This is a genomic window from Cryobacterium sp. TMT1-66-1, from assembly GCF_004403435.1.
Lineage (GTDB): Bacteria > Actinomycetota > Actinomycetes > Actinomycetales > Microbacteriaceae > Cryobacterium > Cryobacterium flavum.
Map to the genome: position 1 here is coordinate 100,637 of NZ_SOGP01000022.1, position 25,903 is coordinate 126,539.

24 protein-coding genes and 1 tRNA gene are annotated in these 25,903 nt (G+C 62.4%); 15 read left to right on the top strand and 10 right to left on the bottom strand.

Features of this window, described 5'->3' with window-relative positions; translation table 11 throughout:
• Window positions 1-400: 400 nt before the first annotated feature.
• The 3 genes from E3T29_RS20355 to E3T29_RS15640 are packed head-to-tail and all read left to right on the top strand — an operon-like array spanning window position 401 to window position 3,358.
• Window positions 401-1,498: an ABC transporter ATP-binding protein gene (locus E3T29_RS20355; RefSeq protein WP_166792440.1), complete on the top strand. Its 1,098-nt coding sequence runs from the start codon at window positions 401-403 to the stop codon at window positions 1,496-1,498.
• Window positions 1,474-3,048, top strand: coding sequence for a hypothetical protein (locus tag E3T29_RS15635; RefSeq protein ID WP_134346475.1), 1,575 nt, complete (start codon window positions 1,474-1,476; stop codon window positions 3,046-3,048). Before E3T29_RS20355 ends, E3T29_RS15635 begins: the two co-directional genes overlap by 25 nt.
• Window positions 3,049-3,073: 25 nt before the next feature.
• Entirely contained in the window at window positions 3,074-3,358 is a 285-nt protein-coding gene (locus E3T29_RS15640) for a DUF3039 domain-containing protein (RefSeq protein ID WP_134346476.1), read from the top strand.
• Window positions 3,359-3,366: 8 nt separating this feature from the next.
• Here the strand turns inward: E3T29_RS15640 and E3T29_RS15645 are convergent, their stop codons facing one another.
• Entirely contained in the window at window positions 3,367-4,728 is a 1,362-nt protein-coding gene (locus tag E3T29_RS15645; RefSeq protein ID WP_255575345.1) for a nicotinate phosphoribosyltransferase, read from the bottom strand.
• Window positions 4,729-4,770: 42 nt separating this feature from the next.
• Between E3T29_RS15645 and murI the strand changes: the two genes are divergently transcribed.
• The 4 genes from murI to E3T29_RS15665 all read left to right on the top strand — a co-directional run bounded on the left by murI (window position 4,771) and on the right by E3T29_RS15665 (window position 7,964).
• A complete protein-coding gene (murI, locus tag E3T29_RS15650) occupies window positions 4,771-5,640 on the top strand; it encodes a glutamate racemase (RefSeq protein ID WP_134346477.1) in 870 nt (289 codons plus the stop codon).
• Window positions 5,641-5,649: 9 nt separating this feature from the next.
• A complete protein-coding gene (rph, locus tag E3T29_RS15655; protein ID WP_134346478.1) occupies window positions 5,650-6,384 on the top strand; it encodes a ribonuclease PH in 735 nt (244 codons plus the stop codon).
• The gene (gene rdgB, locus E3T29_RS15660) at window positions 6,381-6,980 is read left to right on the top strand and encodes an RdgB/HAM1 family non-canonical purine NTP pyrophosphatase (RefSeq protein ID WP_134346479.1); all 600 of its coding nucleotides are present in this window, start codon (window positions 6,381-6,383) and stop codon (window positions 6,978-6,980) included. Before rph ends, rdgB begins: the two co-directional genes overlap by 4 nt.
• 75 nt (window positions 6,981-7,055) lie before the next feature.
• Entirely contained in the window at window positions 7,056-7,964 is a 909-nt protein-coding gene (locus E3T29_RS15665; RefSeq protein ID WP_134346480.1) for a cation diffusion facilitator family transporter, read from the top strand.
• Between the two features lie 22 nt (window positions 7,965-7,986).
• Here the strand turns inward: E3T29_RS15665 and E3T29_RS15670 are convergent, their stop codons facing one another.
• The 4 genes from E3T29_RS15670 to E3T29_RS15685 form a co-directional block, all read right to left on the bottom strand.
• Complete coding sequence (locus E3T29_RS15670; protein WP_174776437.1) at window positions 7,987-8,721, bottom strand: DedA family protein; 735 nt, start codon at window positions 8,719-8,721, stop codon at window positions 7,987-7,989.
• A gap of 123 nt (window positions 8,722-8,844) precedes the next feature.
• Entirely contained in the window at window positions 8,845-9,522 is a 678-nt protein-coding gene (locus E3T29_RS15675) for a DedA family protein (protein ID WP_134346482.1), read from the bottom strand.
• Window position 9,523: 1 nt separating this feature from the next.
• Window positions 9,524-9,605, bottom strand: a tRNA-Leu gene (locus E3T29_RS15680).
• A 15-nt stretch (window positions 9,606-9,620) separates the two neighbouring features.
• Entirely contained in the window at window positions 9,621-10,547 is a 927-nt protein-coding gene (locus E3T29_RS15685) for a LysR family transcriptional regulator (RefSeq protein ID WP_134346483.1), read from the bottom strand.
• A 159-nt stretch (window positions 10,548-10,706) separates the two neighbouring features.
• Between E3T29_RS15685 and E3T29_RS15690 the strand changes: the two genes are divergently transcribed.
• The 3 genes from E3T29_RS15690 to E3T29_RS15700 all read left to right on the top strand — a co-directional run bounded on the left by E3T29_RS15690 (window position 10,707) and on the right by E3T29_RS15700 (window position 13,612).
• Window positions 10,707-12,113: an MFS transporter gene (locus E3T29_RS15690; protein ID WP_134346484.1), complete on the top strand. Its 1,407-nt coding sequence runs from the start codon at window positions 10,707-10,709 to the stop codon at window positions 12,111-12,113.
• Window positions 12,114-12,212: 99 nt separating this feature from the next.
• The gene (locus E3T29_RS15695) at window positions 12,213-13,022 is read left to right on the top strand and encodes a 3-hydroxybutyrate dehydrogenase (RefSeq protein ID WP_134346485.1); all 810 of its coding nucleotides are present in this window, start codon (window positions 12,213-12,215) and stop codon (window positions 13,020-13,022) included.
• A gap of 158 nt (window positions 13,023-13,180) precedes the next feature.
• Window positions 13,181-13,612: a Flp pilus assembly complex ATPase component TadA gene (locus E3T29_RS15700; RefSeq protein WP_134346486.1), complete on the top strand. Its 432-nt coding sequence runs from the start codon at window positions 13,181-13,183 to the stop codon at window positions 13,610-13,612.
• 798 nt (window positions 13,613-14,410) lie between these two features.
• On the opposite strand, the gene E3T29_RS15705 is transcribed toward E3T29_RS15700, so the two are convergent.
• The 3 genes from E3T29_RS15705 to E3T29_RS15715 are packed head-to-tail and all read right to left on the bottom strand — an operon-like array spanning window position 14,411 to window position 16,664.
• Window positions 14,411-15,043, bottom strand: coding sequence for a hypothetical protein (locus E3T29_RS15705; protein ID WP_092452073.1), 633 nt, complete (start codon window positions 15,041-15,043; stop codon window positions 14,411-14,413).
• Entirely contained in the window at window positions 15,043-15,882 is an 840-nt protein-coding gene (locus E3T29_RS15710) for a hypothetical protein (protein ID WP_134346487.1), read from the bottom strand. Before E3T29_RS15710 ends, E3T29_RS15705 begins: the two co-directional genes overlap by 1 nt.
• Window positions 15,879-16,664: a S8 family serine peptidase gene (locus E3T29_RS15715; RefSeq protein ID WP_104082777.1), complete on the bottom strand. Its 786-nt coding sequence runs from the start codon at window positions 16,662-16,664 to the stop codon at window positions 15,879-15,881. Before E3T29_RS15715 ends, E3T29_RS15710 begins: the two co-directional genes overlap by 4 nt.
• 534 nt (window positions 16,665-17,198) lie before the next feature.
• On the opposite strand from E3T29_RS15715, the gene istA reads away from it, so the two are divergent.
• From istA to E3T29_RS15730, 3 genes are all read left to right on the top strand, one after another.
• Complete coding sequence (gene istA, locus E3T29_RS15720) at window positions 17,199-18,449, top strand: IS21 family transposase (RefSeq protein WP_104134113.1); 1,251 nt, start codon at window positions 17,199-17,201, stop codon at window positions 18,447-18,449.
• Complete coding sequence (istB, locus tag E3T29_RS15725; RefSeq protein ID WP_134346605.1) at window positions 18,449-19,204, top strand: IS21-like element helper ATPase IstB; 756 nt, start codon at window positions 18,449-18,451, stop codon at window positions 19,202-19,204. The genes istA and istB overlap by 1 nt, the downstream gene beginning before the upstream one ends.
• Window positions 19,205-19,551: 347 nt before the next feature.
• Window positions 19,552-21,051, top strand: coding sequence for a glycosyltransferase family 39 protein (locus tag E3T29_RS15730; protein WP_134346488.1), 1,500 nt, complete (start codon window positions 19,552-19,554; stop codon window positions 21,049-21,051).
• On the opposite strand, the gene E3T29_RS15735 is transcribed toward E3T29_RS15730, so the two are convergent.
• The gene (locus E3T29_RS15735; RefSeq protein WP_166792431.1) at window positions 21,034-22,023 is read right to left on the bottom strand and encodes an acyltransferase; all 990 of its coding nucleotides are present in this window, start codon (window positions 22,021-22,023) and stop codon (window positions 21,034-21,036) included. The genes E3T29_RS15730 and E3T29_RS15735 overlap by 18 nt on opposite strands.
• A 201-nt stretch (window positions 22,024-22,224) precedes the next feature.
• Entirely contained in the window at window positions 22,225-22,884 is a 660-nt protein-coding gene (locus E3T29_RS20360) for an MOSC domain-containing protein (RefSeq protein ID WP_370449187.1), read from the bottom strand.
• Between the two features lie 53 nt (window positions 22,885-22,937).
• On the opposite strand from E3T29_RS20360, the gene E3T29_RS15745 reads away from it, so the two are divergent.
• Both E3T29_RS15745 and E3T29_RS15750 read left to right on the top strand, forming a co-directional pair.
• Window positions 22,938-23,471 (top strand): hypothetical protein, encoded by a 534-nt coding sequence (locus tag E3T29_RS15745; protein WP_134346490.1) that lies wholly within the window; start codon window positions 22,938-22,940, stop codon window positions 23,469-23,471.
• A 314-nt stretch (window positions 23,472-23,785) separates the two neighbouring features.
• Window positions 23,786-25,552: a hypothetical protein gene (locus E3T29_RS15750; RefSeq protein WP_134346491.1), complete on the top strand. Its 1,767-nt coding sequence runs from the start codon at window positions 23,786-23,788 to the stop codon at window positions 25,550-25,552.
• Window positions 25,553-25,903: the final 351 nt, after the last annotated feature.

Genomic DNA, 25,903 nt, shown 5'->3' on the forward strand with positions numbered 1-25,903 from the left:
TGCGACGTCTTCCGCGCCCCCGGGCAGCGGTCCTTGGTAGGTTAGCGGAGTGACTTTTATGCCGCCCAACCCCGAACGTGACGACGAGTCTGTCGCGAACCGCGCAGCCGAGTCGACGGCGCCGCTCGCCGCTAAGCCGTTGGCCAGCAAGCCAGCCGTGCGCAAACCAGCCGTGCGCAAACCGGCGGTGCGTGAGCCAGCCGTGCGCACGACGGCGACTACCAGGCCAGCTGCTGTCCGGCCTGCTGTTTCCAAGCCGACTGCCGACAAACCGGCAGCGGTGAAGCCTGCTGCCAAGCCTGCGGTGGCCAAGGCGGCTACTGTCAGGCCGGCTGCCGGCGTGCGTCAACCAGCAGCGCGCAAACCCGCGGTGCGTAAACCAGCGGTGCGCAAGCCGACCGTGAGCACGTCGACGACGCCGAAGAAACCGACGACGCCGAAATCCCCTGCCGTTGCCGGGTCGGTCAGGCCGAATCAACAGACGCTCGCCGAGAATTCCACCGACGAAACCACACGGCCCTACGCGACCCGCGATGCGCTCGTCACGATCGAAGCGGAAGCGTCGCTTGCCACGCCGGTGGCACCGCTGCCGGAACCGACCAGCGATCCGGCCGTCCAGACAACGCCCACCACGGACACTCTCAGCACGGCCGCACAGCCAGCCGTGAAGTCCGTTAGCCCCCGAGACGTGAAGCCGACCGTGCAGCCGGCCGCCGATGCGACTTCGATCGTGCAAGCCCCGATCGTCATTGAAGCCGTCGGACTCGTGAAGAGGTACGGTCACAACGTCGCGGTCGCCGATCTCGACCTCAGCGTTCGAGCCGGTTCGTTCTATGGCATCGTCGGGCCGAACGGGGCCGGAAAGACCACGACCCTATCGATGATCACCGGGCTGCTGCGGCCCACCGCCGGAAAAGTCCTGGTCCACGGTATCGACGTCTGGGCTCGGCCCAATGAGGCCAAGCGCGTGATGGGCGTTCTGCCCGACCGACTTCGCCTCTTTGACCGCCTCACCGGTGCACAACTCCTCTATTACGCGGGCACCCTGCGCGGCCTCGACAACGACACCGTGCGCGCCCGCTCGACCGACCTGGCAGCAGCGTTCGGCCTCGAGGACGCCCTCAACCGTCTGGTCGCCGACTACTCCTCCGGAATGACCAAGAAGATCGCCCTCGCCTGCGCCATGATTCATTCCCCGCGCGTGCTCGTGCTCGACGAGCCGTTCGAGTCGGTCGACCCGGTTTCCGCGGTCAACGTCACCGAGATTTTGCAGAAGTACGTCGCCGCCGGCGGAACCGTCGTGCTGTCCAGCCATGGCATGGACCTGATCCAGCGCGTCTGCGATCACGTTGCCATCATCGTGCAGGGCCGTGTCCTGGCGGCGGGAACCGTCGACGAGGTGCGCGGAGAGAAGACGCTGGAAGATCGGTTCGTCGAACTCGCCGGCGGGCGCAAGGTCGCGGAGGGCATGGAATGGTTGCACAATTTTTCGGACTGAAACTCCGGCTGCTCGCCAACCTGTTCCGTCGTAGTCCTTGGCAGGTCGTCGGCCTCGTCGTCGGACTGCTCTACGGCCTCGGCGTCGCCATCACAATTTTCGTTGCGCTGATCACCCTGCGGTTCGTCGGAGACCCCGCACTCATTCGTGATTCGCTCACTGTGGCCGGATCGGCCGTGGCGCTGGGCTTTCTGGTCATCCCGATCGTGGTCGGCATCGACGACAGCATGGACCCACGCAAATTTGCGTTCCTCGGAATTTCCAACCGTTCATTGTCGCTCGGTCTGGCCGGCTCGGCGCTGATCGGCGTTCCGGCGCTCACCCTTTCGATCGTGCTGCTCGGCACCATTTTCACCTGGTCGCGCGGCATCGGACAGACCCTGCTCGCTCTGGTATCCGCCGCGCTGATCCTCGCGACCTGCATTCTGCTGTCGCGGGTGAGCGCATCCCTGGCAGCCTTCCTCCTGTCGACCAGACGCTCGCGGGAATTCACCGGCATGATCGGTGTCGTCCTGCTGGTCGTGATTTCTCCACTCGTTGTGGTGCTGCTCAGCACGGACTGGGGTCGCCATGGCCGTGGCCTGCTGGCCACCCTCGCCACGATTTTGGGCTGGACGCCGCTCGGCGCAGCGTGGGCTGCTCCAGGGGATGCCTCCACAGGCGCCTGGGGCGCTGCCATTCTCAAGCTGCTCATCGCTGCGGTTTCTGCCTACACCCTGTGGCTCATTTGGCAGCTCGTCGTTGCCCGCATGCTGGTCTCGCCTGGCCGTGAGGCCGCGGCGAAGCAGTACTCAGGGCTGGGCTGGTTCGACCGGTTGCCGCACAGTTCCGTTGGCGCGATCGCCGCACGCACCTTCACCTATTGGGCGCGCGACTCGCGGTACTGGGTGTCGCTGATCATGATTCCGATCGTTCCGATCATCGCGATCCTGCCGCTGAGTATCGTCGGCGTGCCGCTGCACTACCTCGCTCTCGTGCCAGTGCCGCTCATGTGCATTTTTCTCGGCTGGACCATGCACAACGACGTCGCCTACGACAGCACGGCCATCTGGCTGCACGTGGCTTCCGGAACGCGCGGCGTGGCCGACCGTATCGGCCGGCTCGTTCCCGCGCTCGTCATCGGCATCCTGCTCATCGGTATTGGCTCGGCCATCAGTATTTCGTTCTACGGAGACTGGTCGGTGTTGCCGTCAATGCTGGGGGTGAGCACGTGCATCCTCTTGGCTGGTTTGGGTTTCTCCAGCTATACGTCCACCCGCTTTCCGTACCCGGTGACCAAACCCGGTGACAGCCCGTTCGCCCAGCCGCAGGCCTCAGAAACCGCTTCGGCGCTGGTGCAGTCGCTGACCTTCACCGGATCGATCGTGGTGGCGCTGCCCGCGCTCATCTTCGCCTACCTCGGAATCTTCGAGGATCCGGCCTGGCATCTGCGCGCGCTCGGCGCGGGCCTTGGCCTCGGCCTCCTCGCCGTGGTCGTGGGAATCTGGGTCGGATCTCGCGCCTTCGACCGGCGCGGTCCGGAGATGCTCGCCTCCGCCCAGCGCGCCTGACCGGCCGACTGCTTAGACTGTTCCCATGACTGAAATTCGTGCGAGCATTGCAGAACCCGGCCAGCCCGGCGGCGGAACGTCCACGCTCGACCGTGAGCTCGAAGAACTCCTGAACCAGGAGCAGATCGAGCCCGGCGATCACGAACGGTTCTCGCACTACGTCCCGAAAGACAAGATTCTCGAATCTGCCATTTCGGGCAAGCCGGTCAAAGCCCTGTGCGGCAAGAAATGGCTACCGGGCCGTGACCCGGAGAAGTTTCCGGTGTGCCCGACCTGCAAGGCCATCTACGAGAAGATGAAGGACAAGTAGCTCCGCGGCTAGCGGTATGAGGTGGGTATAACGGCTTCGCCGCGCCCCAATCGAAAAGCCTCGATTGGCAGTTCCTGCATAACGGATGCGTTGTGTGCGCGTGCGCGCAGCGTTCCGGCTGCTCCCAGGTACCGTTCGTCGACACGGCCGTCCTGGATCAGCGGAACCAGCAGCGCCCGCTCCAGGCCGCTGCCGGAGTCGGACGGGCTACCGGGGCCGTCGCCGAGCAGCACGATTTCTTCCTGGGCGGTACCGACGGCATCCACTCGGCGGAGTGCATCCTTGCGGCCGCCGATGGAGAACTTCGCGGTCGACGTTTTCGCGACGGAGATCCAGTCGTCGCCGTGGCCCTTGTGCGCGACCAGCTTGTAGACCAGGCCGGCGGCCGGTTCGCCCGACCCGGTGACGACGGAGGTACCGACGCCGAAGGCGTCCACCGGACTGGCGGACAGGGCCGCGATGGCGAATTCGTCGAGGTCGCTGGTGACCGTGATCTTCGTGTTGACCGCGCCGAGTGCGTCGAGCTGCGCGCGTGCTGCGGCAACGACGGTGGGCAGATCGCCAGAGTCGATGCGAATCGAGCCGAGGTCCGGCCCGGCGATTTTGACCGCCAGGGCGATGCCGGCCGGTACATCGTAGGTGTCAACGAGAAGTGTCGTGGCGGAACCAAAGGCATCCACTTGCGCCTGGAACGCTTCCTCCTCGCTGTCGTGCAGCAAAATGAACGAGTGGGCCGCGGTACCCATGGTCGGCAGACCCCACTGGCGGCCGGCCTCCAGATTGCTGGTCGATGCGAAGCCGGCGATGAAAGCGGCGCGGGCGGCGGCGACCGCCGAGTGCTCGTTGGTGCGCCGGGATCCCATCTCGGCGATCGGGCGGCCGAGGCTCACCGAGACCATGCGCGCGGCGGCGCTGGCAACGGAGATGTCGTAGTTGAGCACACTGAGAATGAGGGTCTCCAGAATGACGCCCTCGGCGAAGGTGCTCTCCACCAGTAGGAGGGGCGATCCGGGAAAATAGGCTTCACCCTCTTGGTAGCCCCAGACATTACCGCTGAAGGAATAATCGGCCAGATAGTCGAGGGTGGGAGTGCGTACGACCGAGTTCTCGGCGAGCCAGGTCAGCTCGTCGGTGTCGAAGCGAAACTGACGAATCAGCTCGAGCAGGCGACCGGTGCCGGCAACGATGCCGTAGCGGCGACCGGCTGGCAGGCGGCGGGCGAAGGCCTCGAACATGCAGGCACGATCGGCGGTGCCGCTCTGGATGGCGGCATCCACCATGGTGAGCTCGTACCGATCGGTGCGCAGTGCTGGTGTGAGGCCGGCTGGGCCACGGTGTGCTGGAGCGAGGAACGCGGGGGACGGGGTCACCCGGCACAGCTTATCCGCTTGGTCGGGCTAGGCTTGATCTCCGTGACGGATGCACCGATTGGTATTTTCGATTCCGGAGTGGGCGGCCTGACCGTCGCCCGGGCGATCAAGGACCAGTTACCCAACGAATCCATTCTGTATATCGGTGACACGGCCCACTCGCCGTACGGGCCGAAGAAGATCGCCGACGTGCGGGGATTCGCCCTCGACGTGCTCGACGATCTCGTGGCGCACGACGTGAAACTGCTCGTGATCGCCTGCAACACCGCGTCAGCAGCGATGCTGCGGGATGCCCGCGAACGCTACAGCGTGCCCGTGATCGAGGTTATTCAGCCCGCTGTGCGCCGCGCCGTCGCCACCACTCGCAACCAGCGCGTGGGGGTCATCGGCACCCTCGGCACCGTCAACTCGCGCGCCTACAATGATGCCTTTGCCGCCGCGCCCCAGATCACCCTGTTTAGCCAGGCCTGCCCGCGCTTCGTCGAGTTCGTCGAGGCCGGAGTCACGACCGGTGACGAGGTACTCGCCGTCGCCGAGGAATACCTCGCGCCGCTCCGCGCAGCGCAGGTCGACACCCTCGTGCTCGGCTGCACCCACTATCCCTTTCTGCGCGGCGCCATCTCCTACGTGATGGGGGAGGGCGTCACCCTCGTCTCAAGCGACACCGAAACGGCCAATGACGTCTATCGGGTGCTCGTGAGCCAAGGCCTGGAACGTTCACGCACCAGCCCGCCCAGCTACCGGTACGAGGCCACCGGCGACAGCGCCGAGGACTTTCTGGCCCTCGCCCATCGCCTGATCGGGCCGGAGGTCAGCCGGGTCGACCTGATCGAGACCGGCACGCTCAACCTCGCCGAGCTGGCAGTAGCCAGTGGCCTGCCCCCACAGTCCCCACTACACCCGAAACATTAGGAGTACACCGTGACCGAAACCCTGCGCGCCGACGGGCGCAGCAACGACGAACTGCGCCCGATCACGATCGAGCGTGGCTGGAGCGACCAGGCCGAAGGATCGGCCTTGATCTCCTACGGCCGCACCAAGGTGCTCTGCACGGCGTCGTTCACCAACGGCGTTCCGCGCTGGATGAGCGGCAAGGGCAAGGGCTGGGTCACCGCTGAGTACTCGATGCTGCCGCGTTCGACCAACAGCCGCATGGACCGCGAATCGGTCAAGGGCAAGATCGGCGGTCGCACCCACGAGATCAGCCGCCTGATCGGCCGCAGCCTGCGCGCCGTCGTTGACATGAAGGCGCTCGGCGAGAACACCCTCGTGCTCGACTGCGACGTTCTTCAGGCCGATGGCGGGACCCGCACCGCAGCCATTACCGGCGCCTATGTAGCCCTCGCCGACGCCCTCGAGTGGGGACGCACCAAGAAGTTCATCTCGCAGAAGGCGCAGCCGCTCATTGACAGTGTCTCGGCCGTGTCCGTCGGCATCATCGGCGGGGTGCCCATGCTCGACCTCGCTTACACCGAAGACGTGCGCGCCGACACCGACATGAACGTCGTCGTCACCGGGCGCGGCAAGTTCGTCGAGGTGCAGGGTACCGCCGAGGCTGCGCCGTTCGACCGCAGCGAGCTCGACACTCTGCTCGACCTCGCACTGAAGGGCGCCGTCACCCTGACCGAATTCCAGACCAGCGCGCTGGTGAACTGACCGTGCAGATCGTTCTGGCCACCCACAACGCCCATAAGGTCGAGGAACTTCGGCGCATTCTGGCCCCGCAACTTCCCGGTGTGGAGGTGCTCGCCTATGACGGCCCCGAACCGGTCGAGGACGGCATCAGCTTCACCGAAAATGCCCTGATCAAGGCTCGTGCCGCCGCAGCGCACACCGGACTGCCGGCGATCGCTGACGACTCGGGCATCTGCGTCGACATTCTCGGCGGGGCACCCGGAATCTTCTCGGCGCGTTGGTCGGGGCCAGCCAAGGACGCCGGCGAGAACCTGCGCCTGCTGCTCTGGCAGCTTAGTGACGTTCCCGAGGAACACCGCGACGCCCACTTTACCTGTGTGGCCGCCCTCGCCCTGCCCGACGGTACCGAGCGGGCCGTGACCGGCGAATGGCCGGGGCAGCTTCTGTTCGAACCGGCCGGCGCCAACGGGTTCGGCTACGACCCGATCTTTCTGCCCGAGGGCTACGCCATTTCGGCCGCCGAGTTGTCGGCCCACGTGAAGAACCAGGTCAGTCATCGGGCGATCGCGTTGGAGGGTCTCGTACCGGTGCTGCGCGAGGTTCTCGGTCAGGCCTAGCGTGCTGAGAACGGCATTCATTCCCAACTAGCCCAGCGGCTGGCGACCGGCCTCTCCCCGCCCTAATCTTGAGCCATGGGCCACGATCACGCGCACGGCACCGGCTCGAACAGGCGGCGACTGACCCTCGCCATCGGCATCGTGGCGTCCGTGCTGCTGCTCGAAGTGATCGGTGCCGCTCTGACCGGATCGCTCGCGCTGCTGGCCGATGCTGGCCACATGCTCTCCGACCTGTTCGGGCTCATCGTCGCTCTGACCGCTACCGTGGTCGCGGCACGTCCGGCGACCGACCGGGCCACCTTTGGCTTTCAACGGGCCGAGGTGTTCGGCGCGCTGATCAACGGTCTGATTCTGCTCGGCGTGGCCGGCGCCGTTTGGGTCGCCGCGATCGCGCGCCTCATTAGTCCGAGCGAGAGCGCGGTGCTGCCCACTCCCATGCTCATCTTCGCCATCATCGGGCTGGCGGCGAACATCGCCGGAATAATGCTGCTGCGCCCGGCGGCCGCTGGGTCGATCAACATGCGCGGCGCCTACCTCGAGGTACTCGGGGACGCGCTCGGGTCGGTCGCCGTGATCGTCGCGGCCATCGTCATCCTCCTGACCGGTTTTACCGGGGCGGATGCCGTCGCCTCGCTGGTCATCGCCGCCATGATCGTGCCGCGCGCCTTTGTGCTGCTTCGTGACGTGGTGCGCGTGTTCAGCCAATCGACGCCGGCCGACACGGATATTTCCGAGATTCGACGCCATCTCCTCGGCACTGCCGGTGTGGTCGCCGTGCACGATGTGCATGTCTGGGCCATCACCAGCGGAGCCCATGTGTTCACCGCGCACATTGTCGTGGAGGCGACGGTGCTCGCACGCGGCACTGACGCTCTGCTCGATGAGCTGTCCGGATGTCTCAGCACACACTTCGACGTGGCGCACTCGACGTTTCAGCTGGAACCGGCCGAGCATGCCGAGCACGAAGACCACCAGCACCGTTGAGTTGCTGGCGATCAGGTTCGGATCAGCCCTCGTGGCGTCCGTTGTGGTTGGTCTTGAACGTCTCGGGGTCGAGCAGGTGGCTGCCGGTCTCGCTCGTGGGCTGGCCGCGCAGCCGGCGGGCCTTCACGACGGACAGCACGTAGTGGTACACCGTGGGGATGAGGGTGACGACCACTGCGCCGAGCAGGATCAGGTCGATGTACTTCGTGACGAATTCGGCCACCGGTGGAATGTAGCCCAGGAAGTATCCGCCGAAGGTGAGGCCGGCGCCCCAGAGCAGTGCACCGATCAAGTTGTATAGGGTGTATTTACGGTAGTCCATGTGGCCGACGCCGGCGGCGACCGGTGCGAAAGTGCGCACGATCGGTACGAACCGGGCGACGATGACGGCGACGCCGCCGAATCGCACGAAGAATGCGTTCGTGCGGTCTACGTTCTTGATGCTGAACAGGCCGGATTCCTTGCGTTCAAAGACGCGGGGACCGAATTTATGCCCGATCAGATAGCCCACCTCACCGCCGAGGAAGGCCGCGAAGCCGATTGCCAGCGCCACCCACCAGATGTCGATCCGGATGACGCCGGCGGCGGGAAAGGCGAGCAGTCCTGTGATGACCAGCAGGGTGTCGCCCGGCAGCAGAAACCCGACCAGGAGGCCGGTCTCGGCAAAGACGATCGCGCAGACGACGAGCAGGGCCCAGGGGCCGGCCGACTCGATGATGTGCGTCGGGTCGAGCCAGGGAATCAGTGCGGTGTGAATCACGCGGGGAACTCCAGTCGGCGGGGGGCAGACGTTCGGGTAACGACGGCGGATGCCGAGACACAGGGTATCGCCTCATGGTGAGAAAATGCCGGGCCGCCACCCCCTGAAACAGGGGGTAAGTCAGCCGACTGGGGGGCTGATTTCGAGGTCTCTGGCCGTGGCATCCGCTTTACGCTGGGCGCGGTCGATGCGCCAGGTGCGAAACCCGACCACGATCGACGCCGTGATGAGCACGCCCGCGATAATGTACGCCGCACTCTTGACGCCGGGGATCGTCGCCGCGTAATAGCCGGTGAGGGTGAGCCCGACGCCCCAGGAGAGTGCTCCGAGCAGATTGCTGGTGAGAAATTTGTAGTAATTCATGCGGCCGACGCCGGCGACCACCGGAACGAAGACCCGAGCCCACGGCATGAATCGGGCGATGACCACCGACCACCAGCCGAACTTGCGGTAAAAGGATTCGGTTTTGATGATCGCGGACTGGGTACGTCGACCGCCGTGACGTTCGAGGTAGCCGCGCCCGTAGCGACGACCGAGCAGAAACCCTACCTGGTCGCCGAGGAGCGCCGCGATGCCGGTGCCGATGACCAGGATCACGATGTTGATGTTGCCCGTGGAAGCGGCCACGAGGCCGGAACCGAACAACAGCGAGTCACCGGTGATGAACGGAATGAACACGCCCAGAAAAAGTGCTGTTCCGGCGAAGACCAGACCCCAAATGAGCAGGTAGAACAGAACGGCGCCCGTATGTGAGAGTACGTCGTTCAACGTGCTGTCGAGTGCTGAAATAGGGACCATGTGCGGGAGAGGGGACTTGAACCCCCACGCTCGAAAGCACAGGAACCTAAATCCTGCGTGTCTGCCAATTCCACCACTCCCGCGGGTGTGTTCCTAGTCTAGATGGTGGGGTCGTTGCCGAGCAGCGCTGCCGCATAGGACTCCATCTGGGCGCGGAGCGCAGCGACGAGCGCCGCCACCGCCGGCAGCCGCAGTGACTCGGTGCGGAGGACCATCCAGTACGGCAGTCGTTCCTGAAAATCTTCCGGCAGCAGGCGCACTAGATCTTTGTGCTGATCGGCCATGAAGCAGGGTAGGAATCCGATTCCGGCGCCGGCCCTGGTTCCCTCGACATGCACGAACACGTTGGTGGAGCTGAGCGACTCCCGCATCTGCGGGACGAGCCGCCGGGGGGCGTCGAGGTCGTCGACCTGAAGCATCGAATCCACAAAATAGACCAGCGGATGCTCGGTCAGCTCGGCGATGGTGGTCGGTGTGCCGTGGGTCTTCAGGTACTGGCGTGAGGCGTACATTCCGAGGTTGTAGTAGCCGAGCAGAATGGACTCGGCCCGGTGCACCTGGGGTTCACCGACGACGATCTCGATGTCCAGCCCCGAACGGTGCTGCAGGGCGCGGCGGGTGACGGTGACGATTTCTACCCGCAACAGCGGATGCCGTCGCTGCAGGGTTGCCACGGCCGGAGCCGCGATGTAAGCGCTGAAGCCGTCCGTCGCCGACATACGCACCACCCCGGAGATCTGTTGGGCTTCACTGTCGGAGCCACGCAGCAGGGTGACGGCGGATTCCACTCCCTCGGCCGCGGTGCGTGCGCGTTCTCCGAGCTCGGTCAGCTCCCAGCCGCCGACTGCGCGCGCCAGCAGACGACCGTCGAGGGCCTTTTCGAGGGCCGCGATGCGCCGCGACACGGTGGTGTGGTTCAGGCCCAGGCTCTCCGCCGCGGTGGTGAACCGGCCGGTGCGGGCGACGGCCAGAAAGATGAGCAGATCGTCGGGATTGGGAGCGGTACCGATCGCTGGAAAGGTCATATCTGCAATTATGCACACGCGTTCTGTCGTTTTGGCTCTTGTTGCCCGCCCGTCGTGCGTGAATACTCAGTCAAGTCGTGCTTCTGTTGTAGACGACCGAATCCTTCCCGCACACCTCACGCCAAGTACGTGTCATTGACGACACAAAGGAGACAGACAATGAGTGTCAATCAACGCGTTGGGTCTGCCTGTTCCGGCAAGGCCACGCGCACCGCTGGCAGCGAAACCGAGAAATCCGGCCTCAAGAAGATTGTCGCCGCTTCCATGGTCGGCACGGTCGTGGAATGGTACGAGTTCTTCCTCTACGCGACTGCCGCCAGCCTGGTTTTCGGCACGGTCTTTTTTCCTAACGCCGGCAGTGAGCTTGACGGCATCATCGCCGCGTTCCTCACCTATGCTGTCGGATTCATCGCCCGCCCGCTTGGTGGCATCGTCTTCGGTCAGATCGGGGACAAGCTCGGACGCAAGCACACCCTGCAGGTGACGATCATCATGGTCGGTGCCGCCACCTTCCTGATGGGCTGTCTGCCCGGCTTCGACACCATCGGCTACTGGGCTCCGGCGCTGCTCGTGGCCCTCCGCTTCATCCAGGGCTTCGCCGTCGGTGGTGAGTGGGGCGGCGCCGTTCTCCTGGTCGCCGAGCACAGCCCGAACCAGTCCCGCGGTTTCTGGTCGAGCTGGCCGCAGGCCGCCGTTCCGTTGGGCAACCTGCTCGCCACGCTCGTGCTGCTCACTATGACGTGGATCCTTCCGCCCGAGCAGTTCCTCAGCTGGGGCTGGCGTGTGGCCTTCTGGCTCTCTGCGATCATCGTCGTGATCGGTTACTACATTCGCACCCATGTCAGCGAAGCCCCGATCTTTCTCGAGGCCCGCGCACAGGTCGAAGCAGAGAAGGCCGTCAACTACGGCGTGCTCGAGGTCGTGCGCAAGTACCCGAAGGGTATCCTCGGAGCCATGGGGCTGCGGTTCGCCGAGAACATCCTGTATTACATCATCGTGAGTTTCACGATCGTCTACCTGAAGACCGTGCACGAATACGACACGGGGCAGTTGCTGATCGCCCTGCTCATCGCGCACGTCGTGCACTTCATCGTGATTCCGCAGGTCGGCCGGCTTTCCGACCGCATCGGCCGCAAGCCCGTCTACCTGGCCGGTGCTGTGCTCGGTGCCACCTGGGCGTTCTTCGCCTTCCCGATGTTCGACACGCTGAACCCCGTGCTCATCATTCTCGCCGTCACGGTGGGCTTGTGCTTCCACGCCCTGATGTACGCGGGCCAGCCCGCCATTATGGCGGAGATGTTCCCGACCCGCATGCGTTATTCGGGGGTGTCGCTCGGCTACCAGGTCACGTCGATTCTGGCCGGCTCCATGGCGCCGATCATCGCGGCCGCCCTTCTGCAGCAGTACAACACCTGGGTTCCGGTTGCCATCTACATCATGGTCGCCTGCGCGATCACGGTGGTCGCCGTAGTCACTCTCAAGGAGACCAAGGGAGTGTCGCTGCGCGAGGTCGACGCCGTGGACGCCCGCAAGCACGGGCTCGAGCCCGTGAGTACCGGCAACTGACCCGGCTCGTGTAAGCCCGGTCAGAGAGGCGGGGCGCCGTTGGTGCCCCGCCTCTCGCCGACCCGCCCCGTGCAGCGATCGTGCAATCTAAGGAACATCATGACTGATCTCACCGACGCCGTCAGCGTCAGCGCTATTCCCAGCGCCGAACAGCCCCTCGCGGGGCGTCGCGCCCTGGTCACGGGCGGTGCGAGCGGCATCGGCGCCGCCGTCGTGCGGGCGCTCGCCGCCCGCGGCGCGCACGTCGTCGTTGCCGACATCGACACGGCTGGTGCTACGGCACTGGCCGAGGAGGTGGGCGGGTCGATCTGGACCGTCAACCTGATGGACACCGAGGCCCTCAGCGACGAGGCCCTGGCCACGGCGCTGAACGGCGTCGACATTCTGGTCAACAACGCCGGAATCCAACGGATCAATCCGATCCAGTCCTTTGCGCCGGCCGATTTTCACAATATTCTGACCCTCATGCTGGAGGCGCCGTTCCTGCTGATTCGGGCAGTGCTGCCGCAGATGTACGCGGCCAACTTCGGACGCATCATCAACGTATCGTCGGTGCACGGCATTCGCGCCTCGCCGTTCAAGAGCGCCTACGTGACGGCCAAGCACGGGCTCGAGGGCCTGTCCAAGGTGACCGCGCTCGAGGGCGGCGCCCACGGGGTTACGAGCAACTGTGTGGCTCCGGGCTATGTACGCACGCCCCTGGTCGAAAAGCAGATCACCGACCAGGCGCTCGTGCACGGTATTCCGGAGGCCGAAGTGCTCAGCAAGATCATGCTCACCGAGAGCGCGATCAAGCGGCTGGTGGAACCGGCCGAGGTCGGCTCGCTCGTGGCCTGGCTCGCCTCCGACGACGCCGCCATGGTCACCGGTTCGAGCTACACGATGGACGGCGGCTGGTCGGCCCGCTGACGCTGAGTCGGCATACTGCACCGGCCAGGCTGGCCCTGACGGATGATCGCAACGGATGCCCGACATCCGTTGCGATTATTTTTGCTGTTCAGGGAACAGAAAAACAAGCCCTGTGCATAACTTGCCCGAGAATTCTTAAAACAGGCCATCATTCGGGGATGACCGAAGCCGTTCGTATCATCACAGAGCAAGTGCGAATGCGGGTGCGCCGTGAAGGCGTCGACCTGGCAGCGAACAACACCCTGGTGGAGCAGTATGTGCGCGACGAACTGCGCCGCTACAGTGAGCGGGCGCTAGGCGGGCTCGCCCCAATGATCGCTGACGAGCACCAGGCCGCCCGCGAGGTTGTGGCAGCGCTCACCGGCTTCGGCGTGCTGCAGCCGTTTCTCGACGATCCGGAGATCGAAGAAATTTGGATCAATGGTCCGGCCCGAGTATTCGTGGCGCGCGACGGCGTGCCAGAGCTCACGACTTTGTTGCTCGCCGAGCAGGACGTGCGCGACCTGGTCGAGCGGATGCTGCAGGCCTCCGGCCGCCGCGTCGACCTCTCGTCGCCCTTCGTCGACGCCTCCCTGCCACCTGTTATCTAGCCACGCCCTAGTTATCCACACGAATGGGGAGGCGATTTTAGTCAGCGGATGTCAGTGTCACGTGACACGCTAGTTCGGACTTCTGCCATCTAGTCCGGACAGTCCGCCGATGTTTAGCGGCGAGTTCGCCCGGCCGCAGTCCTAGAACCGTCGCTCGTCTCTGTCTCACCGGCGGTCTGGCCTGGCATCAGTCCTAGGGCGCGTGCCCTGCCATAAAAGTAGCGCGGGCATTGCTGGCGCTTAGATACTCGGGCGCATCCGATCAGCTCTATCACGGCACTCTCGACCTGTCACATAACTAACGTTGGGTACCGAGATGGGAGCTAATGGTTGTGCGACGTAGTTACAAGACTTGGGGCATCGCAAAATCTTGCGGATCTGGGGAATGAACAGGTCTAGCCGATGAGGCGTCTCGTATCCCTAGGGTTTCGAGACAGCCGTTTCGTGGAATGGCGGAGTTTTCCAGGGCAGGGCAGTTGTCGCGACCGCAGTTGATGCCACGGTCGCGTTTACGCCGGCACGACAGTGTGCTTATGGGCCGAGAAATATTTCCGTCGTGAGGGGGGTGTTCGATTAACTGGCTGCGGCCGGTGGCCACTATGCGATCGCGGACATCGCAGGATCGAATAGGCCGCTTTTTGGCCTCCGGGCGAGGCACATCAAGGGCGACTTCTTGGCAGGTTCCTCTGACGAGTCAGACTACGGTGCTGACCAACGGGTGATAGCGGCAGCTAGCATAATTCTGCCGCATCACCGTGGGTCAGCATCCGCAGCCTGACAGGTGTTGTTCGTATCGGGCTAGATGAAGCTGTGTCGCGCGAGGCAGTCGAGGTAGTAGACGAAGGCTTCGTCGTTTACGTCGCCAGTTTTCATCGAGTAGTAATTTTGGTCAGTTTCTGTTCCAGTCTCTCTGTATCCGGTCAGCGCGGTCATGTACGTCGTTAGGTGGTCAGACATCCCATAAACCTTGGCACCAGTGACGAGGCCGTCTTCTTGCTCGAGCACGATGGAGGTGCGTTGGCCCACCAAATGTTGAGTGTTTAGAAGGTTGTATGCCAGCCAAGACGCGTCTCCAAGAGGCGCCGTTCCAAGATCGTCAGTGTCACTGCCCGAAGTTTCTTGAAGGAAGAGTCCCCGCCAGCTTTCATCGTACGTATCAGGACCAACATCTTTCATTTCCTTCTCTTCTGCGCTGTACAGGCGGGATAGGACGTCCGGATGAGTGATCGTGTAGAGCGAGTAGATCAAGTCCTCGCGGACTTCTCCATCGTTCGAATAGTCAGTGCGTGTAATGGCCTCGAGCGGGATTTCATATGCACAAAAACCCTGTTTCAAGTGTTCTTCAACGGCGTCCGTTGTCCATCGCTGAGGATTGGTCTTCTTCCACCGTGCCAGGAGGTCTGAACGGTCGTCAGCTTCGTGATTGTCCATCAATTGGGTAGTCCGAAAAAGGCGTGCATTGCGGGGGTGCGGTTGCTCGGGTGGAAGTGTGCGAATTTTCCGCGACCGCCCGAATCGCGCTCAGGTCCGACTACGGCCAGGCCGTTTTTGATTCCTTTCGCAACTGCGAGCGCGCCGGCCTCGCTGCGAGACCACGTGTCTTTCCCCCCGCGGCCCCATGTGATGGCCGCGGAAAGCGACATACCATTTGCAAGCACGAGTTTGCCGTTTAGAATCATTGCGCGGAAATGTTGGTAGCTTGATCCCTTTTTATTGAGGGCATCGATTGCGTTAGTGGCTGCGATCCACGTAACACCAGCGACGATGACAACTGCAGATGCCACCAGGAGTGTTTTCAAGATCTCTAGAGCGATAGGTATTCCCAGAACCAGTGCTGGCACGAAGGCGGCATAGCCCACGTCATCGGCATATGATTCTGTCTCACCAGTGGCCAGGTCTGTCATGGTGAACGAGGTGGCTTCGTCGTTCAACTCTTGTATCTGGATGGAGTAGTTGGCGTTGTAGTCGGTGTCGATGCTCCCTAGAGAAAAAAGAGCGCTACTGTCCTCAAACGACAACGTTGTCAGCGCCGTGACAGGTTCGCCAGATCCCAAATCCGATGTCGTCTCGACTGAGATTTTAGTGAGCGAGGCGTCCACGTCTTCCAGTGTCAATCCTGCGTCGTTGAAAGCGGATTCAAGCTTTTCCTCGTCAACCATCCCGCTGCCTGAAGCTTCTACCGGGGCAGAGCTGGTCTCTGCGAACGCGGGCGAGTAAGCGAATCCAGAGAGCAGCAGCGCCGCTACGACTCCGATGGCGATCTTTTTCATTGATTGTCTTCCTTTGATTGGTGAGCGATCAGTGCGGACAGGGTGGAATCGGGTTTAGCTACGCCGAGCAAGCTTTTCAAGATTTGATTCGAGGTCATTGCTGCAGCCGCTGACGTCCCGGTGACAAGCTGCCGGGCCCCCGTGCGGTCGACCGCGGGAATGTCTTCACCGGGTGCGAAGTAATTCACATGGTCAATAGCCGAGAAGCTTGATGGATGGCCCGCGGCATCTAATGAGCCGACGGAAATAACTCCCGGGTATCGGGCGGGGTAGCCCGCCCCCATCCCTTGGTTGTTTCCAGCAGCCGCGACCACCACGATTCCCGATTCAACGGCGCGTTTCACCGAGTCACGTAAGGCCCGGGTGTCCGTCCCGATCGCGATGCTGACGTTAATGACGTCCACCTGGTCCCGGATAGCTTGCTCTATAGCGTCCGCAACGTCCTCCGCCGACGCGGTTCCTGCAGTGAAGACGGAGTAACTAATCCAAGTGACTCGATGGGCCCACGCAGGACAGCTATCCTCATCGATTCCTGCTGCGATCGATGCGACTAAAGTGCCGTGCCCTTGGTCGTCGGCGTCAGTATCGAAAACATGAAAACAGCTAAAGTCGACGTTTTCATCGTTGAGGCCGCTATCGACGAGAGCGATCGCGACTGTGTCTCGAACCGCCGGCGTGATCGATGCCGATGAGCAACCTATCAACAGAAGGGCTGTGACGACAATGATTGACGTCGAAAGGAACGCGGGGCGTCTGCGGGGACCCCCTCGGAGAGAGGTCAAAACATGCGTTGCGTTGACTTCACGCGCGGAACAATTACCCCGGGCAGCGGTTCATTAAATGGCTGGTCTCGCAGGCGATACGATCCACCCGCCCATTTTCGAAACATCATTTTCCCCCCGATGCTCACGAACCAGATGTCGTGTGAAACTCAGATTGGCGGAGATAACTCGCGGCGTCAACTCCATCCGGAAATAGTCAACGGAATTTTCATGTGGGCGACGATTAAGCGGCTATTTGAGTTCCGTCCTCGCCCAGCATGGGCATCTCTCTTTTTTCGATGTCGGTGAGTACTGAGTATTTGAGGACTTGAGCACCCACTCAATCGTGCGGTTCAGCACCTACCGGTATCAGTCCCTCGACCGTGCGCGACAGTCTGTCATTTACAGCCATGCCGACTTCTACAGATCCGACCATCTCGTCATTCAGTGGGCGAAACCCTGACGCCCGACGAGCGGGTCCAACTTGTCAGCGACGGTTGAAATGTAGTCCAGAATCGACGGTTTAAAACTAGGCCACCCAAGCACGATAGATGGGTGATCACAGTGGAAGATTGGGCTTTGGTTCGTCGCCTTCACCTGAGCGAGGGCGTATCGCAACGCGAGATAGCGCGGCAGCTTGGCATCGCGCGCGACACGGTCGCCAGAGCGATCGCGTCAGATGAACCTCCGAAATATGACCGGCCCGACCGGCCCTCGGGGATGCGAGATCTGGAACCGCGATTGCGGCAACTGCTCGCTGAGTATCCCAAGATGCCCGCGACAGTGGTAGCTGAACGGTTGAAATGGACCGGGTCGATTTCCTGGCTTCGTGAGACGGTTGCCCGACTGCGACCGGAGTATGCGCCCGCCGATCCCGCAGACCGACTATTGCATTGCGCTGGGGACCAAACGCAGTGTGATCTGTGGTTCCCGCCGGTGAAGATTCCTCTCGGTGCTGGTCAGTTCGGCTCCCCGCCGGTGCTGGTGATGGTGGCAGGGTTCTCTCGCACCATTTGCGCGGTGATGTTGCCTTCTCGGACGACACCGGATCTGTTAGCGGGTATGTGGCATCTGCTCCTCACCCAACTACTGGCGGTCCCGCGACGGCTGATTTGGGACAACGAGGCGGGCATCGGCCGTGGTAACCATTTCGCTGCTGGAGTCAGCGCCTTCGTGGGAATGCTGGCCACCAAGATCGTGCAGCTGAAACCCTTCGATCCCGAATCGAAAGGCATCGTGGAGCGAGCCAATCAGTATCTGGAAACATCGTTCTTGCCCGGACGCACCTTCTTGTCTCCGGAGGACTTCAACGGGCAATTGGCTCGCTGGTTGTCGTCGAAGGCAAACCACCGGACCGTTCGCAGCCTCGGGTGCAAACCGGTTGATCTGATCGAACAAGATCGCGCCGCGATGCTCCCGCTTCCGCCGGTGGCTCCGGTGGTGGGATTCTCCTCGAGGGTGAGGCTGCCGCGAGACTATTACGTCCGCGTCGCCGGCAACGACTACTCCGTCGATCCGACCGGCATCGGTCGGATGGTCGACGTGTCCGCCGACCTTGCCCAGGTCATCGTGAAGCTCGACGACAAGGTCGTGGCCTGTCACTTGCGGGTCTGGTCCACCGCGCAGACCATTACCGACCCCGCTCATGTCACCCAAGCAGCGCGACTGCGGCACGCATTCCAACACCCTGCAGCTGCCACCGCGACCGAGTCGGACCTGCACCGAGATTTAGCTGACTACGACACCGCGTTCGGTGTCGACTTCGACACCACCATCCCGAACGTCAGCGACGAGGAGGTCGCGTGATGGGAAATCAGACCAGCAGCGAGATCGAGTACTTGGCCCGAGCGTTAAAAGCACCCCGCATTCGCGACTCGGCGACCCGGCTGGCCGATCAAGCCAGAGAGGCGTCGTGGTCCCATGAGGAATATCTCGCCGCGGTTCTCTCCCGGGAGGTCTCGGCGCGGGAAGCGTCGGGGGCAGAGATCCGCATTCGCTCAGCCGGGTTTCCTGCCCGCAAGTCCCTCGAAGACTTCAGCTTCGATCACCAACCTTCGCTGCGCCGCGACACGATTGCACACCTGGGAACCGGAGCGTTCTTGGCCGAAGCAAAGAACGTGGTGCTGCTCGGGCCGCCAGGAACAGGGAAAACGCATCTCGCGATCGGATTAGGGATCAAGGCCGCCCATGCCGGCCACCGGGTGTTGTTCGCTACTGCCGTCGATTGGGTGGCCCGGCTGCAAACGGCCCACCAACAGGGCCGACTCGCCCTGGAACTGATCAAGCTCCGCCGTTACGGCCTCATCGTCGTCGACGAGGTCGGCTACATTCCATTCGAACAAGACGCCGCGAACTTGTTTTTTCAACTCGTCTCCAGTCGCTACGAACACGCATCGCTGATCTTGACCAGCAATCTCGCGTTCGCCCGCTGGGGTGACGTATTCGGAGACCAAATCGTGGCCGCAGCCATGATCGACCGCATCGTCCACCACGCCGACGTCCTCACCTGCCTTCAGTCCGAGCCCAGAACGCGGCACAATAACAAGACAACAGTGGCCTAGTTTTCCACCGTCGTATTTGGCCTACTTCTTCACCGTCGCTGACAAACGCCCGGTCTCGTAACCAATGTGCCTCGGAACCCACGGGTTATGAGACGGTCTGAACGGTCGAAACCTTGTCGCGTTAAAGGCACCTGAGCGCGAATCCTTAACGGGCGGGTCTTACGGGCACCTCCCGCCCAAGCGCGATGCGGAGCCCAGTTGTCGCGAGGGAGCGTCCGTAGGGGGTCCGGCTTACGGACAGTGCTAGCGATGTTCGCTGACTGCGATCGAGGTAGTTGTGGTCATGCGGACGTTCGAGGGTCTGTCTGAGAGGTGGAGCTAGGCTCGGGTATTGAGCCGGGAGATGTGTGCGCGCGATTCTAGAACCGTTCCAGATAGTCGATGCGAGTGACCAGCGGTATCGGGGGAGACGTTCGGCCGGCCTGTTGGGCGTGTTTGCTGTCTCGGTCTCGCTGCTCGCCTCGGGGGTGCCGTCCTATTGGAGCGATGAGGTCGCCACTCTCCGCGCTGCACGGTTGAGCTGGGCAGAGTTGTTCGCGTTCCTTGGGCAGAAAGACGCGGTCCACACCGGGTACTACTCGGTCATGAAGGTGTGGGTGGGGGCATTCGGAGAGTCGGAGTTTTCGACGAGGTCGCTGTCCGCCCTCGCGGTCGGCGCCGCGGCGGCCGGTATCGTCCTGTTGGTCGCCTCTGTCGGGAGCCTCCGTGTGGGGGTGGTGGCGGGGGTTCTCTTTGCGATCCTGCCTCGCACTACCTACATGGGCATCGAGGCGCGGTCTTTTGCGTTGAGCGTGGCCGTGGCTGTCTGGGCCACCCTCATATTGCTGGTCGCGGCCCGTCGACCGTCCTGGCGTTGGTGGACTCTCTACGCGCTAGCCGTCGTCACTGGAACGTACTTGTTCCTGTACTCGGTTCTGCTTCTGGCCGTGCACGCGGTGGTGCTGCTGTTGGATCATCGCACCCGCAGGGTGCTGAGTAGGTGGGCGGTCGCAGCGCTCGTGGTGGTCGTCGCGTGTGTGCCGCTGCTGGTGGTGAGTGTGGGACAGAAGGAGCAGATCGCGTGGCTCTCGGATCAGCCCGTGGTGAATGTGTGGACGATCCTCGTCGAGCCCGCCTTCGACAGTTCCTGGCTGGTCGCGGCGATCGCGTGGGTCACGATCCTCGTCCTGGCGGTGCGCGGTCGCCGGGTCCTAGCCAGCCGAGACGGGGGCCTGCTGCGCTTGGCCGCCGTCTGGGTTGTACTCCCGCTCCTGCTGCTCCTGGTCGCGGATGCGCTCATCGGGCCGCTTTACACGGCGAGGTATCTGTCGTTCACGGTCCCGGGGATGGCTGTCGTCCTTGCGGTCGCGTTCACCCGCACGCCCCGCACCGTGGTGACGTGGATCCTCGTCGGCGCGGTCGCTTTGGCTGGTCTTCCGACTTACCTTGCTCAGCGCGGCCCGGTTGGAAAGAATGGGGGCAGCGACCTGGCCCAGATCGCCGACTACATCGACTCTCAGGCGCTGCCCGGCGATGCAATCTACTTGCAGGACACCGGCTCTGTCACGCTCCGGCCGCGGCAGGCGCTGTATGCGTACCCGGACCACTTCGCCCATGTGCAGGACATCGCCTTCATCGCCCCGTTCACCACGACCGGGACTTTCTCTGATGTGACGGTCGCGTGGCCTGACATCCGCTCGCACCTGGCAGACGTGGACCGCATCTGGGTGGTTCAGGCGGGTACTTCGATGGTCGACACCAACAACCTGCTGCTCCCTCTGGGATACGTCAAACAGCAACCCCACGAGACCAACCGTTCGGTCATCGCCCTGTACGAGCTCCCGCCGATCTCAGACGGGGACGGCTGACGCCGGCCGGGGATCTCCCGGAGGTCGTGTCGTAACCCGGTGGATCTTGTGGGAAAGAGCACGCTTCTCAACCAAGTGCCACGAGAATGCGGCGATGGCCGCGGTCGTCGCCGTCACGATGGTGATATTCATCGACCAGGACAGAATGCCGAACCAGTCGATGACGAGCTGCTGGACGAGGAACCCCCACAGGTAGAGGCCGTAGGAGAGGTCCCCGAATCGAGCGGCCCGGCAAACCCCCGGAGTCGACGCCCGTCCGGCCACAACGAGAACATACGGCAGAGCAAGCCAGGCCGCCGCGAGGGACACGATCGGGACGAGAAGCGCGATCGCAACCCACAGCGTCACGACCCCGATCGCCAGCCTGACATTGAGCAATCTTGCCGGAGCACGGCTCAGGAGGGCGCCGACGGCGAAGAACGCCCACGTGGTCCCGGCCGACCCCGCCCAAGCCAGAGCGGGACTTGCGACCGGAACTAGGGCGAACGTGAGCGCGAGAAGGCCGAAGACGAGGTACCCCCAGGAGGACCGGGTGCGTAGGAAGAGCCCGATGACGGCGACCACGAGGTAGCAGATGAACTCGAGCCCGAGAGTCCAGAGCACCCCGTTCACCGCGGTCGACCTATGCCCGGCCTCGAATACCCCGGGCAGCTCGTACTGGGCCGTCAGCAGCAGGTTGAGCAGGTACTGGTAGACCATCTGGTCCCGGAAGTACTGTCCGGGGGTCAACGTGCTGACAACCGGGCCGATCAGTAGGACGGTGACCATGACAACGACCACGAGTGCGGGGAAGATCCGCAGAGTCCGGTTGACCAGGAACGGCACGAGGGCTGGATTGTTCGCCCAACTGGTCGCGATCAGGTATCCACTGATCGCGAAGAACGCGTACAGGCCCAGGCTGTGGACGGGTATCCCGAGGACCCGGGGGGCCGCACCGAGGCCGGTGAGGGTGAAGGAATGGCCGACGATCACGGCCAAGGCGGACAGCAGGCGCAGCCCATCAAGGTTGTTCGTGGGTCTGATAACCGCACCCCCCGCCATCGGCTGACGAGGCGCTATGCCTCACCATCGAGTATGGCAGTGCGGATCATTCGCGCGAAAAGCGACCCTCGCTATGCCCTCGAGCGGTCCCGCAAAGGGTTCGGCTACCGGACTTCAATGACCGGACCGCTCCTAAACTCGATCGAGCGCGTGGTGTGGCTCTTGCGGGAGAATGACCGTGATTTTGTCGCCTGGTCGGACAATTCCGGAATGCAGCACGATTCCCATAATTCCGGTTTTGCGAACCACTCGTCCTTTGTCATCGTGTCCAACCATGGTCTTCAAGAGTCCAGGCTGGAAAGTGTTGATTTGAGCACATGGATTTCGTAGTCCGGTGACTTCGACCAGAGCGTCACGGCCGATCTGCAGCTGGGCACCTCGGGGCAGGGCTAAAAGGTCAATACCGGCGGTGGTCACGTTCTCGCCCATATCCCCGGGTCGAAGGTTGAACCCGGCGACGGCGACCTCTGTGAATAGTTCAGAGTGAATGAGGTGAACTTGACGGAGGTTTGGTTGTGTGGGATCGGTGGCCACTCGGGAACGGTGTTGAACGGTCGTCCCCATGTGGACGTCTCCTGCGACACCAAGTCCCGCCAGCAGCGTGATGATCTCACACGATGGTTTCGTAAATCTATGTGCGGAGTCGCGGCTCACAGACGACACGACGGCGGACAGTGTTTGCACCATGAATCTAATCATTCCAGCTGCTGTCAACTGCGCAATGAGGGTTGCCGCTACGGACAATCTTCGGACCTTCTGCCTTGATGGAGCATGCCGGGCTCTCTCGCACATGGTTCCTCTAAGGGCGGCGTTGTACACCGGATACCAGAGCGATAGTTTGAAACATGACGAGCACCGAGCTACCCGTTCCACGCCCGGCCGTGCTGCATCAGTTTGTCCAATCCCTCATAAGCCGGCCCTGGCCCCGATCGGATGCCGAACAGACAGTTTTCTTCAAGGAACTCGGCTTCGAAGACGTCGTCATCGACGAACGCAATGACGACGAAATCTCCGTGGGCGGCTCGATGCTCATCCCCGTGCTTGCGTCCGCGACGGCGTTCTGGACTGCATTTAAACACGAGCTCATTGGCGTCAGCGTCTTCATCTACGACTCGCCCGGCATGGCCCCCAGGGCCACGAAAGACGCGTACGCGGTATTGAGAGCCCATTTCACAGACAAGTTCGGCACGCCCACAGTTGATGACCCCGACACCGGGTCATCACTCGCGACCGTGTGGGCGGCCGATGGCTTCTTGCTGCAGATGTACTACTCGAGCCACCGGGCGAGGGCGTTTGTGCAAGTTGGCATCAGTCATTCGGGGCGTACTGCGATCTACGAAACCGCGGTAGGGGCAAACATCGAAGCCTCGTCGACTTAGGCGCGAATCACGTTTGGGTGTTCGACGGCAGATGGACCGTCCCGTAGAGGGTTCGGCAAACGCGTCATGCAGTCGGTCGCTTGAGCGTCAGGCGACGCTATGCTCGAGTTAGCCCGGTCCGCCGCGCATCAAAGGTGCTTCGGCGGAAGATGGGGAGTCATGAGGGACAGCAAGATCACTTCGGCGAATCGGGTACTTGCCGATTGCCGATCTCCCCTAGACATCGCCAATGGCCTTGGGGTTCCTGTCCCCGCTCCCTACCAGTGGATGCCCATGCACAGCTCGGCTTTCTCAAATGAAGTCGAGGCTTCCTCATGAGCAAGATCATCTGGGATCGATTGGACGAGGACACTTTCAATAAGTCGGTTGAAGCGCTGCTCGTCGCTGAGTACACCGGCGATGGTCTGCGCGCTCAGGCGATTGATGGTCGTGGCGGCGACGGCGGCATAGACATTGATGTGAGAGTCGGAAGGACCGACCAACTCACGCACATCTTTCAACTGAAGCACTTCCCGGAGGGATTTTCTGGGGGCTTTCGGCCACGTCGCAAACAGATCAAGAAATCCTTCGAGGACGCGATGGAGCATCAGCCGCCGGTCTGGACCTTGGTGTTCCCAAAGAACCCGACCATAAATGAACGCAAGTTTGTATCGAGCATGCGTGGCGATAGGAAAGTCACAATCCGCATCATGGGCGCAGCGGAGCTCGACGGGCTACTTAGCAAACATCCCAACATGGAGACCTACTTAAGTCGGGACGAAGCCGTGGAGGTGCTGCGGGCAGTGAACCGCCCAGAAGCGGCGCTTGCGAAGCCGGGAGACCTCCACGCCGAAATGGCCAGGATCCAGAAGGGGCTCGATGGGCGGAGCCAATACTGGCTGTCAGCAGTCACTATCGGACCTGACGGGACCTACGTCGAAACGCTGCACGCGAAGCGTGAGGACGCGTCCGAGAGAGAACCACTCTCCATCACCATCGAAGCTGAATTCGGGCCGGCCGATGAAAACCTCCGCAAACAGTTCGTAGACAAGCTGAAATATGGCGGCTCCGGAACAACCGTCTTACCGGAGAGAGTCATTAAACAGTTTCGCAAGATCGGCCCTGAATGGTTCGCCGAAACTTCCACGGGCGGGGAACTTCACATCGGCGGTGCAGGAGAGAGTGTCACCGAAACGATAAAGGCCGAGCTCTATGACAAGAAAAGCGTCTTCCTTGCGCAGCTTTCCGGAACAACGAAAGCGATTTTTCGAGGCCACGGAGGGGGCACTATTGAAAACACTTTTCTCGGGGGCTTGGACCTCCGTTGGCGGTTCTCCGACACCTTCGAGGAAGGCGGTAGCGTCGCACTCGAATTCGACCCAGCCGGCGCCACACCACGTGAAGTTCGCCACGCGCTCAGATTCCTCAAGAATCTGCAACCAGATACCGAAATCCGACTAACCGTTGCCGAACACCCGACCATACGTGTCAGTCTCTCTAACTCGATCGACGTCGACCCCGACCACGGGCTTATAGAGCTAGTGGAGGATCTGTGCATCATCGAGGACAAGCTCGACGTGACGTTTCGCTTCCCAGCTGAGGGAGCGGATCACACGGACAGGGTATGGGCACGAGCAGTGGTGAGCATGCTCGCTGGTAAGCCCGTGGCATTGCCCTTTAGAAATTCAATCACCGCCACCCTCTCGGGTACTAAGGATGAAGGGTTCGAGCTCCTGCTAGACAAGGGAGTAGCTATAGTCGTCAGTCATCCCGAGTGGGGATTGGAGATGTTTGGCGCGACCTTGCGCTTGGGAGAGGTCAGGCTTTACACCCATCATGCGATAGTCCCGGATCGCAAAAAAGTTGTCGCGGCCTTCGAGGCCGGAACGGCGACCGGAATGAAGCTGAACCTCCGGCCTGTCGATGGGCAGCCTTTCGTCATGTACGCGACTGCCTACATGAGTACGGATCCGGATGCGGTTGTTAGAACGTACCCGTGGGGGCTAACCGGTATCCCGGAGCACCCCAAGTATGACGCGCTGCCAAACCGCATACGGTCCGCATTCGAGAAGCCATCTAAGTCGCCGGTAAAGCTTAGCTAGGCACGCTGGCAGAACCACGGCCTCCGTGCTTGGCGACTGTAGGCGTCGGAAGGGTAGCCCGACGCACTTGGTCCAGAGGTCATCGTTTTACTATCGGCACACTGTCGCTAATTTAGTCGAGTCCCTGAGGTTTACATTCGCGCCTTTGCAATAGCGATTCCCGCTGAGGGTTCCCCCTACGCGCGTATCGACGCGCCAACAATCCAGGGACCGGCAACAAATCGACATCCTCGCCTCAGGGGTCCGGCGTGACGACCTCTACGTTGACAACGGCATCTCCGCTGCGCTCCGCGCAGCTCGGTGCGCGAGCGTCACGCCCGACTATTGATGTTGAGGCGTGGCGCCTCAAGT

Excerpts from the sequence above, each read along its gene's own strand:
- E3T29_RS15635 (WP_134346475.1), top strand. The coding sequence starts at position 1,474 with ATGGTTGCACAATTTTTCGGACTGAAACTCCGGCTGCTCGCCAACCTG.
- E3T29_RS15640 (WP_134346476.1), top strand. The coding sequence starts at position 3,074 with ATGACTGAAATTCGTGCGAGCATTGCAGAACCCGGCCAGCCCGGCGGC.
- E3T29_RS15665 (WP_134346480.1), top strand. The coding sequence starts at position 7,056 with ATGGGCCACGATCACGCGCACGGCACCGGCTCGAACAGGCGGCGACTG.
- E3T29_RS15675 (WP_134346482.1), bottom strand. The coding sequence starts at position 9,522 with ATGGTCCCTATTTCAGCACTCGACAGCACGTTGAACGACGTACTCTCA.
- E3T29_RS15685 (WP_134346483.1), bottom strand. The coding sequence starts at position 10,547 with ATGACCTTTCCAGCGATCGGTACCGCTCCCAATCCCGACGATCTGCTC.
- E3T29_RS15690 (WP_134346484.1), top strand. The coding sequence starts at position 10,707 with ATGAGTGTCAATCAACGCGTTGGGTCTGCCTGTTCCGGCAAGGCCACG.
- E3T29_RS15695 (WP_134346485.1), top strand. The coding sequence starts at position 12,213 with ATGACTGATCTCACCGACGCCGTCAGCGTCAGCGCTATTCCCAGCGCC.
- E3T29_RS15700 (WP_134346486.1), top strand. The coding sequence starts at position 13,181 with ATGACCGAAGCCGTTCGTATCATCACAGAGCAAGTGCGAATGCGGGTG.
- E3T29_RS15705 (WP_092452073.1), bottom strand. The coding sequence starts at position 15,043 with ATGGACAATCACGAAGCTGACGACCGTTCAGACCTCCTGGCACGGTGG.
- E3T29_RS15710 (WP_134346487.1), bottom strand. The coding sequence starts at position 15,882 with ATGAAAAAGATCGCCATCGGAGTCGTAGCGGCGCTGCTGCTCTCTGGA.
- istB (WP_134346605.1), top strand. The coding sequence starts at position 18,449 with ATGGGAAATCAGACCAGCAGCGAGATCGAGTACTTGGCCCGAGCGTTA.
- E3T29_RS20360 (WP_370449187.1), bottom strand. The coding sequence starts at position 22,884 with ATGTGCGAGAGAGCCCGGCATGCTCCATCAAGGCAGAAGGTCCGAAGA.
- E3T29_RS15745 (WP_134346490.1), top strand. The coding sequence starts at position 22,938 with ATGACGAGCACCGAGCTACCCGTTCCACGCCCGGCCGTGCTGCATCAG.
- E3T29_RS15750 (WP_134346491.1), top strand. The coding sequence starts at position 23,786 with ATGAGCAAGATCATCTGGGATCGATTGGACGAGGACACTTTCAATAAG.